We start from the raw sequence: 15,675 nt of genomic DNA, 5'->3' as shown, positions 1-15,675 counted from the left end.
ACATCAGGTGTTTGTCTGTAGAAAGAAATGAATTAACTTAACAAACACGAAATTCGCCTGCAAAGGCACCACAAGTGAGAAGAGTCTCCCCCTACATAGCTCTTCTCACTTTTTTTTCCTCAAGATCTTCATTTTGTTCCTCAAGAAAGAATCTAATAATATCTGTTGTGGTAACTATGCCAGTAAGACAATCATTATCTACAACAGGCAATGCATGAAATTCGTGTTTAAGGAATAACCCGGCTGCTTCGGCAACTGTGTGCTGTGATGTGATGCATACCACCTTTTTGGTCATGACTTGTTCTACCGAGAACATATTATAAATCGTGGTTTCCACTTCTTCGCCATCTACATCAACGGCATCGGCGAAGGAAATCCGAAGGAGATCGTTTAGACTCAGCATTCCTACAATTCGCTCATTGTCGACAACAGGTAAATGTCTTATATGATTTTTCTTCATAATGGATTCAGCCGTCGAAAGATCATTGTTAAGCGATAGTCGCAAAATATTTTTTGTCATGATCTGGGATACAGGAATATCATTTTTCATAGGTCTGGGTATTATATCATTCTCTTAAAAATACGACAAATTGCACTCAATTGCTACCCTCTCAGCACAATTCTTGAAGAAAAATTGGCTGATCAATACTTCGACCCAAATTAAATTCTGAGGAAATCTCTTATCTTGCCACTCTTATCAAAAAACCTAAAACTTAAAATGAAAAAAGTACTATTATTTTCTCTTGCTGTGAGTTTGCTGGCTTGTAAGGCCCAGCAGCCCCGGGAAATTTCGGAGGCCAATCCCATGGAGTATGCGAACACCATTACTGCTGAAGAACTAAAGGAACACCTTTACATCTTTGCCAGTGATGAATTTGAGGGAAGAGAAACAGGGGAACCGGGTCAAAAAAAGGCTGCCGAATACCTCAAAAAGGAATATAAAAGCCTTGATATTGTTTCTCCGCTAGGGGGAGATGATTATTTCCAGGAAGTCCCCGGTAGTTTTTTTACCCGCGGAGAAGTGAAAGATACTGAAAATGTCCTGGCTTACATTCATGGAAGCAGCCTTCCACAGGAAGTTCTGGTGATCTCATCACATTATGACCATGTTGGAATAGATGATGAAGGAAACATTTACAATGGGGCCGATGATGATGGTTCGGGTACAGTGGCCATTCTTGAAATAGCCGAAGCTTTTAAAAAGGCACAGGAAGATGGTTTTGCTCCAAAACGTTCGATCCTGTTCCTGAATGTCACAGGTGAAGAAAAAGGCCTTGTAGGTTCCCGTTATTATACCGAAAATCCTGTTTTCCCTCTCGCAAATACAGTGACCAATCTCAACATTGATATGATAGGTCGCATTGGTGAGAACATGGAAAGCGCCGGAGATTATGTGTACCTCATAGGAAGTGATAAATTGAGTACCGAACTTCATGAGTTGAGTGAGAAGGTAAATGAAAGATATCTGAACCTTAACCTGGATTATACTTTTAATGACGAGAATGATCCTAACAGGTTCTACTACCGGAGTGATCACTACAATTTTGCAAAGCACGATATCCCTATCATTTTCTACTTTAACGGCGTTCATGAAGATTATCACCGTCCCACCGATACGCCAGATAAAATAAATTACGATCTACTGGCAAAAAGGGCAAAATTGGTGTTCCTAACTGCCTGGGAAGTTGCGAATCGCGATGCCCGTCCTTTTGTAGATAAACCCACTCTTACAGAATAAGCTAAGTAGGTAGAAAAATATCTTATTTACAGACCTCCCGGGTTTTCACAAACCCGGGAGGTCTTTTTTTATAAACTACCTGAAACAAAAAAAGCTCCTTGTTTTCACAAGAAGCTTTCCGGGTGGAAGACCGGGTTCGAACCGGCGACCTCTGGAACCACAATCCAGCGCTCTAACCAGCTGAGCTACAACCACCATTTTAATCGGACGCAAATGTAGTATAAATCCTTTCTTTTACAAAAGAAAAAAAACGAATTTTTTATAGAAGATCGAACAGCGAATCTACCGCCACATGACGGTTCACGTTAAATCCTTCGGCGTATTCCACGTTGATAAGACGGCCTAAATCCCTGGCTCTGTAGGTGATGCTATCAAAGAAGTTACTGCTGGAAATAGGAGTTTCGGGTTCCTTGCTGTCTTCATCCCAGAATTGGGAACGATATGCTTTTACAGATTCCATCTTTTTATCCATAAATCCTGTCACATCCACCACCACATCTGGCTCCAGATTTTTCCATTGTATGTAGTGAAAAACGTTTTTAGGACGCCAGGCTTTTTGGGAATTCCCGTTGTAGATGGTCTCGATCTTTCTCAATCCACTAAGAAAGCAGGCATCGGCTACCAGTTTGGCTCCTTTGCCGTGGTCGATATGCCTGTCATCTATAGCGTTGCACAGTACCAGTTCTGGCCTGTACCTTCTAATTACTTTTATAATTTCCAATTGATGGGCTACATTGTTAACAAAGAATCCGTCGCTGAATTCCAGGTTCTCCCGCATAGATAGACCCAGGATCTTTGCTGCATCTTGAGCTTCTCTATCTCTTATTTCGGCTGTACCACGGGTTCCCAATTCACCTCTGGTAAGATCCAATACCCCCACTTTCTTTCCGCGGGAGATCTCTTTTGCAAGAGTTGCCGAGCAACTGAGTTCAACATCATCGGGATGGGCACCAATGGCCAATATATCTAACTTCATTTCTTTTAATTTCTCTTCTGTGGTTTAAAAAATGCCACGAATACACGAATAATTTTTAAGCAAAGATCTCAACACTAATCTCTATAAAGTCTAACTCTTATCTTTTAATTCCTGTCTCTTTTAAAGCCACAAATTCACTAATAATCTAATTAACCTTCACTCCTAAAAGCCTCTACCTCCTCCGCAGTTTTATTTTCCAAAAATCTGACCACTGAACAACGGTCACTGAACACTAGTCTTGACTCTTCTATTAAGTGCGAACTATCAACTACCAACTTCTACAGCCGCACATCCAGCATGTCCTTTCTTGTCTCTTCCAGTGCCTGTTCTATATCTGCAATCAGGTCTTCGGGTTCTTCAATTCCAACCGAGAATCTCATGAGATGATCGCTTATCCCCTGCTCTGCCCTTTCTTCAGGAGTCAACAGTGCATGAGAGGTCTTAGTGGGGGAAAGGATAGTAGATTCAACTCCTGCCAAGCTCATGGAAGGTTTTATGAGTTTCAGGTATTTCATGAATGACTGGGAATCCAGCTCATTCAGTTCGAAAGATAACATCCCTCCAAAACCGTGCATTTGCTTTTTAGCCAGCTCATGTCCCTCATGTGATGGCAATCCCGGATAATAGACTTTTTTTACCAGCTCATTTCCTTCAAGGAATTCGGCCAATTTTTGAGCATTCCCATTTTGGGCTCTCACCCTTAATCCCATTGTTTTTAAGCTGCGTTCCAAAAGCCAGACAGTATAATCACTAAGACTTCCGCCAAAATTCTTGGCAAGCTGAAAGATCCTGTCGATATATTCTTCCGTTGAAATAACGGTTCCTGCCAGTATATCACTGTGCCCGCCCATATATTTTGTAGCGGAATGTATAACGACATCAATTCCAAAATCAATAGGATTTTGATTTACAGGGGAAGCAAAAGTATTATCGATCATGCTCACCAGGCCGTGTTCCTTTGCGAGTCCCGCAACGGCTTCCATATCTGTGATGGTAAGCAGCGGATTTGAAGGAGTTTCAATATAAATTACTCTGGTATTGTCACGGATCTCAGCTTCAAAAGCTGCCGCAGAAAGATCTTTTGCAAAGGAATATTCGATCCCAAACTTCTCAAACTCCTCGACCACCAGGTTGCTAGTGCCGCCGTATAATGTCCGCTGAAGAACCACGTGGTCTCCCTTGTGCAAAAAGGCAAATAGTGCTGTACTTACGGCAGCCATTCCGCTACCAAAAATAAGTGCGGCCTCGCCATGTTCCAGGGCAGCCATCTTCTTGGCCAGGGCGTGCTGGTTTGGAGTATTAAAATATCGCGGATAACGTTTTACTTCCACATCTTCATAAGCATAGGAAGTAGACATAAAAAGCGGGGAAACTGCACCCCGAAACTGTTCATCTTTAAGCTCTCCCACATGGGTGCAAATGGTGTTGAGACCTGGTTTTTTATGAGTCATAATTGTTAGAAAAAATTCTTTCCTAAGGTAAAAATAATTACCGAAAAATAAGGAGTGCCAAAAATGCCATTTTTGGAAGGCGTCTTTGGTAGGCCCTGTAATTTCTCGGCACTTTTCTATCTTTACGTTATGAAATTTATCTTTAAGAATATTAAGCAGCTCATCCAGGTGCGGGAGGAAACACTTAAGCCGCTCAAGGGTAGTGAGATGAAAGACCTTCCTGTGATCAAAAATGCGTGGTTACTCGTGGAAGACGGTAAGATTGCCGACTTTGGAAGCATGCAAAACATTCCTGCTTTTGAAGGAGTATCTGAGGTAGACGCCTCGGGAAAATTCCTGCTTCCGGGGTGGATCGATTCCCATACCCATTTGGTCTATGCCGGAAATCGCGAACAGGAATTCATCGACCGCATTAACGGACTCACCTACGAAGAAATAGCTGAAAAAGGTGGAGGAATAGTGAATTCGGCTAAAAAGCTGCAGGACACTTCAGAAGAGGACCTATATGTGCAATCGGCCAAACGCCTGGAGGAGGTCATGAAGATGGGAACCACGGCCATTGAGATCAAATCTGGTTACGGTTTGACCACGGAAGCCGAGCTGAAGATGCTAAAGGTGATTAGGAAATTACGTGAAAATTATGGTCTTCCTGTAAAAGCCACCTTTTTGGGAGCACATGCGATTCCCCCGGAATTTAAAAACGATAAAGAGGGCTATCTCGACTTGCTTATCAATGAGATGATGCCAAAGATTGCCGGGGAAGGCCTGGCAGAATATGTGGATATTTTCTGTGAAAAAGGCTATTTCAGCGTCGAGGATACTCATAGAGTTTTGGAGGCAGGAAGGGAACATGTACTAACTCCAAAGATCCACGTAAACCAGTTCAACGCCATTGGCGGTATAAAAGCTGCCGTGGAACACGGTGCTCTTTCTGTAGATCACCTCGAAGTAATGCAGCCGGAAGACTTTGAAGTCCTGAAGAACAGCGACACCATGCCGGTGGCCCTTCCCTCCTGCTCCCTTTTTCTGAGCATTCCCTATACCCCGGCCCGTGAAATTATCGATGCGGGGTTACCACTCGCACTCGCTACCGATTATAACCCGGGAAGCACTCCCAATGGCAATATGAATCTTGTGATCTCGCTTGCCTGTATCAAGATGAAGATGAATCCCGAAGAGGCTATTAATGCTGCTACCATTAATGCGGCTTATGCCATGGGAATTCTTGACACCCACGGCAGCATCACGAAAGGTAAGGCTGCAAACCTCATCCTCACAGATGCTATCCCTTCCTACGGCTTCCTGCCTTACTCCTTTGGCGCCAATCATATCAATTCTGTCTACATAAATGGAAATAAGGTCTAAATGAGTCAGCTGAAATTTTATTCTGAAAAACAGATATCCAAATTCATTTCGACCAGGCCCGGAGAAATAAAGTTGGGGGAAACAATTCAGTTTGCTTCCGGGCTTGAGGATCTTGAAAAAACGCAAGCTAAATTTGTCCTTTTTGGGATCCCTGAGGATATTGGGGTGCGGGCAAACTACGGCAAACCAGGAACTTCCAATGCCTGGCAGGAATTCTTGAAGTCTTTTCTCAACGTACAGGAGAATCGTTTTAATTCGGGCACGAACATCCTGCTGCTCGGGGAGGTAAATACTTCAGCATTAATGCAAAAGGCCGGAAATATTGATGTATCAGATCCAAATTATGTTCAAAAGCTCGGTGATCTTGTGGAGCAGCTGGATTCCGCAGTAAGTGAGGTTGTCAAAAAGGTGATTTTGGCCGGGAAATTTCCGGTGATCATTGGCGGAGGTCATAATAACGCCTTTGGAAATATCAAAGGCGCTTCAGAAGCACTGGAACAATCTATAAATGTATTGAACATTGATGCGCATACAGATTTGCGGCAGCTCGAACACCGGCATAGCGGTAATGGTTTCAGCTATGCTTTCAAAAAGGGCTTTTTAGAGAGGTATTCTGTTTTTGGATTGCACCAAAATTATACTCCGCAGTATATTTTTAAAGAAATGGATGCTTCCGAAGCATTTCATTACAGCATGTTTGAGGAATTTTCCAGGCACAACCACAAGAACATTTTTAAGGAACACCTTAATTTCGTTCACGGGAAGAAATTTGGACTCGAACTGGATTGTGACGCCATTGCAAATTTTCCCAGCAGCGCAATTTCTCCTTCGGGAATAAGCCTGGAGGAAGCCAGGGTACTGCTAAGAGAGGCTGCAAATGAAAAAAATTGTTGCTATCTTCACATATGTGAGGCTGTTGCTGTGGACCAGTTCCCTACCGGTAAAGCTTTAAGTTATTTGGTTGCAGATTTTTTAAAGGAAAGACAACATGCATGAAACAGTACAATATTATGTAGATCTTATTGCCTTAGCTATTGAAGTTATAGGAGTTTTGGTCATGGTGATAGGACCAATTTTCGCGCTGTACAGGTATTTTTTCGACAGGCATGAAGATGGGAGTTCCTACCGCACGTTTCGGCATGACCTGGGAAAAGCCATCTTACTGGGACTTGAGTTTTTGGTGGCCGGAGATATAATTGCAACTGTTAGCACGGCGCCTACCATGAACAATGTGTTGGTGCTGGGATTAATTGTTTTAATCAGAACTTTTTTAAGTCTTTCTTTGCAGGTAGAACTCGAGGGAAAATGGCCCTGGCAGAGAACAAAAATAGGAGACTAAATGGAGATCATATCTTATGAACCTCAGTATGCTGAAGATTTTAAAAACCTGAATATCGAATGGCTTGAAAAATATTTTTGGGTCGAACCTCATGATGAAGAGGTCTTGGGTAAACCTGAAAAATATATCATTGATCCCGGAGGAACGATCTTTTTCGTTCTGGAAAATGAGAAGATCATTGGGACTGTTGCTTTAATGAAGATCGAAGAAGGCATTTTTGAACTTACTAAAATGGCTGTTGTTCCGGCAGCACAGGGTAAAAATGTAGGTCAGCAGCTAATGCAACATACTCTTGATTACGCCCGAAGTAAAGGCTGGAAAAAGCTTATCATCTTTTCAAACCGAAAACTGGAAAACGCCATTCACATCTACAAAAAATACGGATTCCTCGAAATTCCCATAGGAGAAAACAATCCCTACGCCCGTGGCGACATTAAAATGGAGCTTCCGCTTTCTTAAAGTACTATTAAATCTATGGTGAAAGCTTTCATTTTTATTTAGTTTTAGTTCAAACTGAATAATTATGAAACGAATACTACTGATTTTTCTAGTCTCTGTGATTAGCTTTTCATGTAAAAATGAGAACAGGGAGATCCCTGAAGTGACAGGCGAGGATGTGATGGAGGAGGAAACTGCAGCAACTGAAGAATCTGCAGAAATTGATATTAATCCTATCTCTCACGCCACAGCAGTGATCAACTGGGGAGAAACCGTTATTTATGTTGATCCTGTTGGCGGGGCTGAAGCCTTTTCGGCAATGGAGAGGCCAGATATGGTGCTTATTACGGATATACACGGAGATCACATGAGTGCCGAAACCTTAGGTGCCCTTAATTTACAGAACATTCCTGTTATTGCACCACAAGCTGTCAAAGACGAGTTGCCCGATTCTTTGGCAACAAAGATCACTGTCATGAAAAACGGTGAGATGCGCGACCAAAGCGGGATCTCTATTGAAGCTATTCCTATGTACAACCTTAGGGAAGAAGCCAAACAATTTCACCCCAAAGGTCGGGGTAACGGATATGTTCTCGAAAATAACGATCAACGTCTATACATCGCCGGAGATACCGAAGACATTCCTGAAATGCGAAACCTTGAAAATATTGATATAGCACTGGTACCTATGAATTTACCTTACACAATGCCGGTTGATGCCGCTGCAGATGCCGTTATTGAATTTGCTCCCGATAAGGTTTACCCTTACCACTTTAGAGGAAAGGACGGTAAAGCCGATGTGGAACGATTCAAACAATTAGTCAACGAAGGAAATAAGCAAGTCGAAGTGGTAATGGCGAACTGGTATCCTGAAGACTCTGGTCAATAGCTACCCAAAAATGACATTTTTGACCCCGCTCTTTGCGGGGTTTTATTTATCTCAACACAATGAAATCCCTATTCTCCGGTTTTTACTCCTTTTACCGAAAGATAAAAAGCAAAATTGCCTTTTATCCATCTCTTTTTGCACTTTCAGGACTGCTGTTCGCGTTCCTGATGATGTACCTGGAAAACAGGGGAATTTCAGACTACCTGTCCGATAATATTCCGGTGCTGGTGGTAAGCAATGGGGATACTGCTCATGTTATCCTTAGCGCCTGTATTACAGGACTTATTTCCATGATGGTCTTTAGTTTTTCTATGGTAATGGTCCTGCTCAACCAGGCTTCCACCAATTATTCACCAAGACTGTTGCCGGGATTGATCTCCGACCACAAACACCAGGTCATCCTGGGGATCTATCTCTCAAGCATTCTCTATTGCATCTTTATTCTTTTTTATATTCAGCCCACCGGTGATGAGTACGAAGTCCCGGGATTTGCAGTTCTATTAGGTGTACTCGCAACAGTCATTTGCATTTATGCCTTCATCTATTTTATACACACTATCTCACAAAGTATACAGATCACCTTTATCCTGGATGACATTTATATTTCGGCAAAGAAAAGGCTCCACCATGTACTTGAATGGGATAAAGATGCTCCCGATTCATTTCCTGATACTACAGACTGGTATGAGTACCAGAATAAGGACAGTGGTTATTTAAGAGAAATTAGCAGGGCCAAGCTTCTTGAATTTTGTAAAGAAAAGGAAACATTGATAGATATCCTGCCTGTAAGAGGCATGTTTGCACTTCAGGGAATCCCGTTATTCCGAAGTAAAAAAGCCCTGACAGAACAGGAAATAGAAAAAGTCTTCTCCTATTTCTACTTTTCCCGGGAAGAAATGGTAAGCACAAATTATGTCCTGGCCTTTAAACAAATCGCTGAAGTGTTGGCTAAAGCTATGTCCCCCGGAATCAATGATCCCGGAACCGCCATGAATGCCATTGATTATCTAACAGAACTTCTAAGAATTAGAATGCGCTTAAGTGACCATTCTTTTATTTGTGAAAATGGAAAGGCATATGGGCAGGAACGGGTAGTGAAATTTCATGAGTTACTATACAACCTGCTAGCCTCCATTCGCACATACAGCAAAAATGATATTGTCGTGGTCCAAAAAATTGGACAAATGTTTATCTATTTACAGAAGCAGGAAGCTAAAGAGATGTCTTATTATAAAACTCTCAAAACAGAAGCAGAAAGAGTGCTATGGGACGCTCATAATTCGCTGGACAACAAAAGTGATCAGGATGTAATAATGAGAATGGCAAAAGATCTGGAAGTAGAAATTCCATCTGTAGATAATAAAAAACTGCCCTAGAATGTCTTCCGGGCAGTTTTTTATTCATTTAATTCTAAAATTCTATCTAACCAGTTTCTTGTATTTGATCCTCTTAGGAGCCACATCTCCAAGACGTTTTTTCCTGTTCTCTTCATATTCAGAGAAGCTTCCTTCAAAGAAATAAACTTCAGAATTTCCTTCAAAGGCAAGAATGTGCGTACAAACCCTGTCCATGAACCAACGGTCGTGGGAAATAATGACCGCACAGCCCGCAAAATTCTCCAAACCTTCTTCGAGAGCACGCAGCGTATTTACATCCAGGTCGTTGGTGGGCTCATCCAGCAGCAGCACGTTTCCTTCTTCTTTTAAGGTCATCGCGAGGTGCAGTCGGTTTCTCTCCCCTCCCGAAAGCTTGCTGACTTTTTTATTCTGCTCACTTCCGCTGAAGTTGAATCGACTTAGATAAGCTCTGGAATTTACCTGCCTTCCGCCCATCATGATCAATTCCTGCTCATCGCTGAAGTTTTGCCAGATGGTCTTTTCAGGATCAATATTCGTATGGCTCTGGTCGACGTAAGCGATCTTCGCGGTATCACCTACTTCAAAAGTTCCTTTATCGGGCTGCTCTTCTCCCATGATCATCTTGAAGATGGTGGTTTTACCCGCACCGTTAGGTCCAATAATACCAACAATTCCGGCTTGTGGAAGTTTGAAGTTCAGGTCGTCATATAACAATTTGTCACCAAAAGCTTTGCTTACTCCCTGTGCTTCGATAACATTGGTTCCTAAACGCGGACCGTTAGGAATATAGATCTCCAGCTGTTCGTCCATTTGCTTCTGGTCCTGGCTAAGGAGTTTGTCGTAGTTATTTAGACGTGCCTTTTGCTTGGCCTGTCTACCTTTTGGAGCCATTCTTGACCATTCAAGCTCGCGTTCTAAAGTCTTTTGACGCTTACTGGCTTGCTTTTGCTCCAATGCCAATCGCTTGGCTTTTTGATCGAGCCATGAAGAATAATTCCCTTTCCACGGGATTCCTTCTCCCCTGTCAAGTTCGAGAATCCACCCGGCAACATTGTCCAGGAAGTAACGGTCGTGCGTTACGGCGATCACAGTTCCTTTGTATTGCTGCAGGTGTTGTTCCAACCATAGAACAGACTCTGCATCCAGGTGGTTGGTAGGCTCATCAAGAAGTAACACATCAGGCTCCTGAAGGAGGAGTCGGCAAAGCGCCACTCTTCTTCTTTCACCTCCTGAAAGTACCCCGATCTTTTTGTCGGGCTCGGGAGTTCTAAGCGCATCCATGGCGATCTCCAGCTTGGTATCCAGTTCCCAGGCATTGCTGGCATCGATCTTATCCTGTAGTGCAGCTTGCTTATCCATAAGCTTCTGCATCTTATCGGGATCTTCATAGACTTCGGGAAGACCGAACATGTCATTGATCTTGTTGTATTCTTCAAGAATAGCCACTGTTTCGGCTGCACCTTCCTTCACCACTTCCAGCACTGTTTTATCATCATCCAGCTTTGGCTCCTGTTCAAGGTACCCAACAGAATATCCCGGAGCGAAAACTACATCTCCCTGATAATTTTTTTCTTCCCCGGCAATAATACGCAGCAAAGTGGACTTTCCCGAACCATTTAATCCAAGGATCCCGATCTTTGCCCCGTAGAAGAAACTCAGGTAAATATTTTTAAGTACCGGTGTGTTTGCTCCCTGATACGTCTTTGTGACGCCGGACATGGAGAAAATCACTTTCTTATCATCTGCCATAAAATGTTGTTTTTCAATTTGTTTTCTGAAGACTGTAAGATCTTCTTCTTATTCTCTTTAACAGACAAATATCACAATTTTAGATTTGATTTTATCGTTGCTTCCGAATAATTTCAGGAGGAATAAAGTCCGAGGTGCCTTAGGATGATCAAAAGCTGTCCGCTGTGGTAGGAAGTATGCTCAATGACCAGCAGAATTTCCCTGAAGATCGTATGTTTCTCATTGGAAGGAACAGTATGAGTAAGATCAAATGCTTCACCAGTTAAAAGGTGACCAAGTTTTTGACGATCTTCAAAAAAGGCATTTTTGAGCCCGTTCCATTCTGCCTCATCGACAGGACCTTGTTGCTGTGGCCAATAAGCCCCCGGCCAGTCTGGGGATTTATAGTCTACTTCTATACAATACTTTAAAATATCCTGCTGGGTGTACCACATGTGATAAAAAATCTCATAAAAGGAATATGGAAGATCAATAGGCCTAACCGAGAGTTGATCAAAAGTTATTTGCTTCAGCATTTCATCAACGGTCATAAAAGCTTCCCCTCCAAAAAGGTGTTTTGACAGGGTTTTCTTTAAATTGGAATCTGAGGTCATAGTTGCTTTTCTATCAAAAATACCCAATAATGGGTATTGTTCTCTCTCAAAGAAACAGATAAATTACTTCAGCAATTAACAGGACATAAATGACCAAATTAAGAATGACTATTATTGGTAGTATTTTGCTAGCCATTATTTCTATGCAGAGCAGCTTTGCCCAGGAAGCAGAAGAGAATATAAATGACAGAGACTACAAGGTGAGACCGGTACGGCTGGGACTCAAATTAGGATTCCCAAACATTATTGGAGGAAATTTTGAATATGTCACTCCATTGTTGAACGACAGGCTCTCTGTAAGTGTGGATTATTCTACTTTGAAATCGGACTGGTTCCTTTCTAGTGAAGACAATGATGATAATACAGATATTCAACTCTCTTATCTGGAGGGTGGATTCAATTATTATTTTTTTAAGGCTGGAAAGGGCTTGTATGGAGGGCTTAACTACGGCAAGTTTAAATTCGAGGGGCAAACCTCGGTTGAAAAGGAAGGTAAGGATGGTACTGGGGAAATTGACTACACCCATAATTCGATCAGCATCAAATTAGGAGCGAAAATTGGTGGCCTGTTCTACCTTAGGCCGGAAATTGGCTATGCCTTTGCTTCACTGCCCGAAACAGTGGATTACACAGCTAATTATGAAGATGGCACTTCCGAAAGAGAGACCTATGATCTTGTTGAAGAGTTAGCCGTGCCAGATATTTTCTTTAAAGGATTTATGGCCAATATTGGAATTGGCTTTGCATTTTAGATTATTTGGATAACCTGGAGAGGGGGTAAAATCACTTTTACTCCCTCTCTAATTTAAACATGGTGCTTTCTTGAAGGAAACCTGTTTTATCAAACTCTGCCTTTCAACGCATTGAAAGCCCAGGACATCACGAAAAAACCTATTCCCACTGTAGAGAAGCCTATTGCATAGTCCTGATATTTTAGCACCCCTAAAAGAACCAGGGCTATACCTATTAATAAGGTGCAAAAAGACGCCCATGCAAAAATTGAATTTTTGTTCATTTCCATAATACCAGCAAATAATTTAGTTGTTATCCAGATATTGCTAATTGTCGGCAAAAGTAATGATGTGTAGCAACCGCTTCTATGACAAATATCGCATTTTAATATGTTTTTGTAAGGATTTTTAGTTCACGGCTTTTTGTATTTTAGCAACCATTGAAAAATCTGCAATTTTTGAGAAGTTCATATTGTAGACAAAAAACCATAAACCGACTATTTTACTTTATCAATGGATATTGAATTTAACAAGAACGAAGACCACAATAAACTATTAGTTTCAGATCTTAAACAACGTCTAAAGCAAGTCAAGCTGGGTGGCGGAGAAAAGAAGATCGCCAAACATCACGCTAAAGGAAAGATGACCGCCCGGGAAAGGGTGGATTATTTGCTCGATGATGATGCGGATTCTATTGAAATTGGAGCTTTTGCAGGAGAAGGAATGTACAAGGAGCACGGCGGATGCCCGGGGGGCGGAGTTGTGGTAAAGATCGGGAAGATCTCCGGGCAGCAGTGTATTGTAGTAGCTAATGATGCTACGGTTAAAGCAGGTGCATGGTTTCCTATAACGGCAAAAAAGAACCTTCGGGCGCAGGAAATAGCAATTGAAAACAAACTTCCCATTATTTACCTGGTAGATTCGGCGGGCGTTTATCTCCCGATGCAGGATGAGATCTTCCCCGATAAAGAACACTTCGGCAGGATCTTTAGAAATAATGCCGTGATGAGCAGCATGGGTATAACCCAAATTTCAGCAGTGATGGGAAGCTGCGTAGCCGGTGGTGCTTACCTCCCCATCATGAGCGATGAAGCTCTTATAGTAGAAAAGACCGGAAGTATCTTCCTTGCTGGAAGTTATCTCGTAAAAGCTGCTATTGGAGAATCTATAGATAATGAAACTCTTGGCGGTGCTACTACTCACAGTGAGATAAGCGGGGTTACCGACTATAAAGCCAAAGACGACAAGGGTGCACTTGACACCATCAAAGGTTTGATGGATAAGATTGGCAGCTATGAAAAAGCAGGTTATAACAGGAAACAACCAAAGAAACCTGCCAAAGATCCAAAGGAGATCTACGGGATTCTTCCAAAACTGCGGCACGAGCAGTATGACATGCGGGAAATAATAGCCAGACTTGTTGATGATTCGGAATTCCAGGAGTACAAGGAAGGATACGGCCAAACTATTATTACAGCTTATGCCAGGATTGACGGCTGGGCTGTGGGAATTGTTGCCAACCAGCGTAAGATCGTTAAAAATGCCAAAAAAGAGATGCAGTTTGGCGGAGTGATCTATTCAGATTCTGCCGATAAAGCCACCCGGTTTATTGCTAATTGTAATCAAAAGAAAATTCCGTTGGTGTTCCTTCAGGATGTTACCGGATTTATGGTGGGAAGTAAAAGTGAACATGGCGGCATCATAAAGGACGGTGCAAAGATGGTTAATGCGGTGAGTAATTCCGTTGTTCCGAAGTTTACTGTGATCATCGGGAATTCTTATGGCGCCGGAAATTACGCTATGTGCGGAAAAGCTTACGACCCCCGACTCATTTTTGCGTGGCCAAGTGCCGAGCTGGCAGTTATGGGTGGAACCCAGGCTGCAAAAGTTCTCGCTCAAATCGAGACTGCAGCAATGGAGAAAAAAGGTGAAAAGGTGGATGCCGAAAAAGAGAAGAAGGTATTTGAGGAAATTAAAGCCAGGTACGACAGGCAAACTTCAGCCTATTACGCCGCAGCACATTTGTGGACAGATGCTGTGATCGATCCGTTAGAGACAAGAAAGTGGATCTCCACCGGGATCGAAGCTGCAGACCACGCTCCCATTGACAAGGATTTTAACCTGGGGGTAATTCAAACTTGATCCATGAAATTTCTATTTATCTCCATTGTTTTCATTCTTTTCAACGCCGCCGGCTATAGCCAGGGCGTACCTGAAGAGATGGAGAACAGAAAAACGAAAAGGTATATCCCAATTAAACATATTAGGAAAAAGGGGCTGGTCTTAACAAAACAGGATTCTCTCGACTTTCATTTTCGTGACCGGGATACACTGGTGCTGGTTTCTCCTGCTCTTGAATTTTATTTTCCCGAAGGTATACGAGTACAGATAAAACCACAAGATTCCCTTTTTATTGAAAAATATAAAGAGGCTGTTTTTGGATCAAAGACCAGAAGGGATAGAAATAAACAAAGCCTAAAGATCTGGAAGAATGGAATCCATTTATATTTTGACCCTTCTGTTCCAAAAAAGCATCAAAGAGAATTACTAAAGTTCGCTGAGGATCTTGACTCCCAAGTTGATTCACTACATTTTACCGAAGTCAGGAAAAGAGAAGATGCGAATTACCTTATATTCTACAGGAACAGTGAAGAAGATTTCGATCTTGATCCCAGGATATCCGATGCGAAGTCGGGTTATTACCTCAACTGGACCAAAAATAAGGATTTGACGAGAGGGTCTCTCAAAATTAATGAATATGCTTATGAAGATGAAGAAGAAGCCCTGAAGGATCTTAAAATGCGATTTTTTGAAACTCTTGGTTATTTTAGATATTCCGAAAGGTTGTCTTGCGGAAGCTTATTATCTACCTGCAGGGGTGAAAAAGAGTTATCTAAAGAAGATCTTGAAATACTTAAATATCACTACTCTTATCAAAATTGCTACGGAATAAGTTTGAAAGCCTTTGAATCTCAACATAAACACCGCCGCAAGAGATTTGCCGAATATCCTTACATTATGATGTATGTTTCTCATCCCATTGAATAA

The 15,675-nt window shown here is 42.1% G+C and carries 16 protein-coding genes and 1 tRNA gene; 10 read left to right on the top strand and 7 right to left on the bottom strand.

From position 1 onward, the window contains the following. Nucleotides 1-91 precede the first annotated feature (91 nt). On the bottom strand, nucleotides 92-550 hold the full coding sequence (locus ACXYMT_RS08700; RefSeq protein WP_459058686.1) for a CBS domain-containing protein: 459 nt from the start codon (nucleotides 548-550) through the stop codon (nucleotides 92-94). Nucleotides 551-718: 168 nt separating this feature from the next. Between ACXYMT_RS08700 and ACXYMT_RS08695 the strand changes: the two genes are divergently transcribed. After that, entirely contained in the window at nucleotides 719-1,738 is a 1,020-nt protein-coding gene (locus tag ACXYMT_RS08695) for a M28 family metallopeptidase (protein WP_459058685.1), read from the top strand. Between the two features lie 120 nt (nucleotides 1,739-1,858). On the opposite strand, the gene ACXYMT_RS08690 is transcribed toward ACXYMT_RS08695, so the two are convergent. The 3 genes from ACXYMT_RS08690 to ACXYMT_RS08680 form a co-directional block, all read right to left on the bottom strand. Next, nucleotides 1,859-1,934, bottom strand: a tRNA-His gene (locus ACXYMT_RS08690). Between the two features lie 63 nt (nucleotides 1,935-1,997). Next, nucleotides 1,998-2,714 carry a bacillithiol biosynthesis deacetylase BshB1 gene (bshB1, locus tag ACXYMT_RS08685; RefSeq protein WP_459058684.1) on the bottom strand — a complete coding sequence of 239 codons (717 nt, stop codon included), beginning with the start codon at nucleotides 2,712-2,714 and terminating at the stop codon, nucleotides 1,998-2,000. A 278-nt stretch (nucleotides 2,715-2,992) separates the two neighbouring features. Continuing rightward, nucleotides 2,993-4,165: a trans-sulfuration enzyme family protein gene (locus ACXYMT_RS08680; RefSeq protein WP_459058683.1), complete on the bottom strand. Its 1,173-nt coding sequence runs from the start codon at nucleotides 4,163-4,165 to the stop codon at nucleotides 2,993-2,995. A gap of 129 nt (nucleotides 4,166-4,294) precedes the next feature. Between ACXYMT_RS08680 and hutI the strand changes: the two genes are divergently transcribed. From hutI to ACXYMT_RS08650, 6 genes are all read left to right on the top strand, one after another. Then, nucleotides 4,295-5,530, top strand: a complete 1,236-nt coding sequence (hutI, locus tag ACXYMT_RS08675; protein WP_459058682.1) for an imidazolonepropionase — start codon at nucleotides 4,295-4,297, stop codon at nucleotides 5,528-5,530. Further along, on the top strand, nucleotides 5,531-6,526 hold the full coding sequence (locus ACXYMT_RS08670; protein ID WP_459058681.1) for a formimidoylglutamase: 996 nt from the start codon (nucleotides 5,531-5,533) through the stop codon (nucleotides 6,524-6,526). Continuing rightward, a complete protein-coding gene (locus ACXYMT_RS08665) occupies nucleotides 6,519-6,869 on the top strand; it encodes a DUF1622 domain-containing protein (protein WP_459058680.1) in 351 nt (116 codons plus the stop codon). Before ACXYMT_RS08670 ends, ACXYMT_RS08665 begins: the two co-directional genes overlap by 8 nt. Further along, on the top strand, nucleotides 6,870-7,328 hold the full coding sequence (locus ACXYMT_RS08660; RefSeq protein ID WP_459058679.1) for a GNAT family N-acetyltransferase: 459 nt from the start codon (nucleotides 6,870-6,872) through the stop codon (nucleotides 7,326-7,328). It begins immediately after the preceding gene. Between the two features lie 64 nt (nucleotides 7,329-7,392). Further along, a complete protein-coding gene (locus ACXYMT_RS08655) occupies nucleotides 7,393-8,196 on the top strand; it encodes an MBL fold metallo-hydrolase (protein ID WP_459058678.1) in 804 nt (267 codons plus the stop codon). A gap of 59 nt (nucleotides 8,197-8,255) precedes the next feature. After that, nucleotides 8,256-9,572: a DUF2254 domain-containing protein gene (locus ACXYMT_RS08650; protein ID WP_459058677.1), complete on the top strand. Its 1,317-nt coding sequence runs from the start codon at nucleotides 8,256-8,258 to the stop codon at nucleotides 9,570-9,572. A 42-nt stretch (nucleotides 9,573-9,614) separates the two neighbouring features. Here the strand turns inward: ACXYMT_RS08650 and ettA are convergent, their stop codons facing one another. Together ettA and ACXYMT_RS08640 are read right to left on the bottom strand one after the other, a co-directional pair. Continuing rightward, nucleotides 9,615-11,303, bottom strand: a complete 1,689-nt coding sequence (ettA, locus tag ACXYMT_RS08645; protein WP_324719395.1) for an energy-dependent translational throttle protein EttA — start codon at nucleotides 11,301-11,303, stop codon at nucleotides 9,615-9,617. Between the two features lie 113 nt (nucleotides 11,304-11,416). Further along, the gene (locus ACXYMT_RS08640) at nucleotides 11,417-11,896 is read right to left on the bottom strand and encodes a DinB family protein (RefSeq protein WP_459058676.1); all 480 of its coding nucleotides are present in this window, start codon (nucleotides 11,894-11,896) and stop codon (nucleotides 11,417-11,419) included. Between the two features lie 89 nt (nucleotides 11,897-11,985). On the opposite strand from ACXYMT_RS08640, the gene ACXYMT_RS08635 reads away from it, so the two are divergent. Next, nucleotides 11,986-12,648 (top strand): hypothetical protein, encoded by a 663-nt coding sequence (locus ACXYMT_RS08635; protein WP_459058675.1) that lies wholly within the window; start codon nucleotides 11,986-11,988, stop codon nucleotides 12,646-12,648. 89 nt (nucleotides 12,649-12,737) lie between these two features. On the opposite strand, the gene ACXYMT_RS08630 is transcribed toward ACXYMT_RS08635, so the two are convergent. Further along, nucleotides 12,738-12,917 (bottom strand): CAL67264 family membrane protein, encoded by a 180-nt coding sequence (locus ACXYMT_RS08630; RefSeq protein WP_459058674.1) that lies wholly within the window; start codon nucleotides 12,915-12,917, stop codon nucleotides 12,738-12,740. Between the two features lie 223 nt (nucleotides 12,918-13,140). On the opposite strand from ACXYMT_RS08630, the gene ACXYMT_RS08625 reads away from it, so the two are divergent. Further along, nucleotides 13,141-14,769 (top strand): acyl-CoA carboxylase subunit beta, encoded by a 1,629-nt coding sequence (locus tag ACXYMT_RS08625; protein WP_459058673.1) that lies wholly within the window; start codon nucleotides 13,141-13,143, stop codon nucleotides 14,767-14,769. A 3-nt stretch (nucleotides 14,770-14,772) separates the two neighbouring features. After that, nucleotides 14,773-15,675, top strand: a complete 903-nt coding sequence (locus ACXYMT_RS08620; RefSeq protein ID WP_459058672.1) for a hypothetical protein — start codon at nucleotides 14,773-14,775, stop codon at nucleotides 15,673-15,675.

It is taken from the genome of Salinimicrobium sp. CAU 1759 (assembly GCF_054482715.1).
The sequence above is the reverse complement of the archived record's forward strand: the minus strand, read 5'-3'. Positions and strand labels throughout refer to the sequence as shown.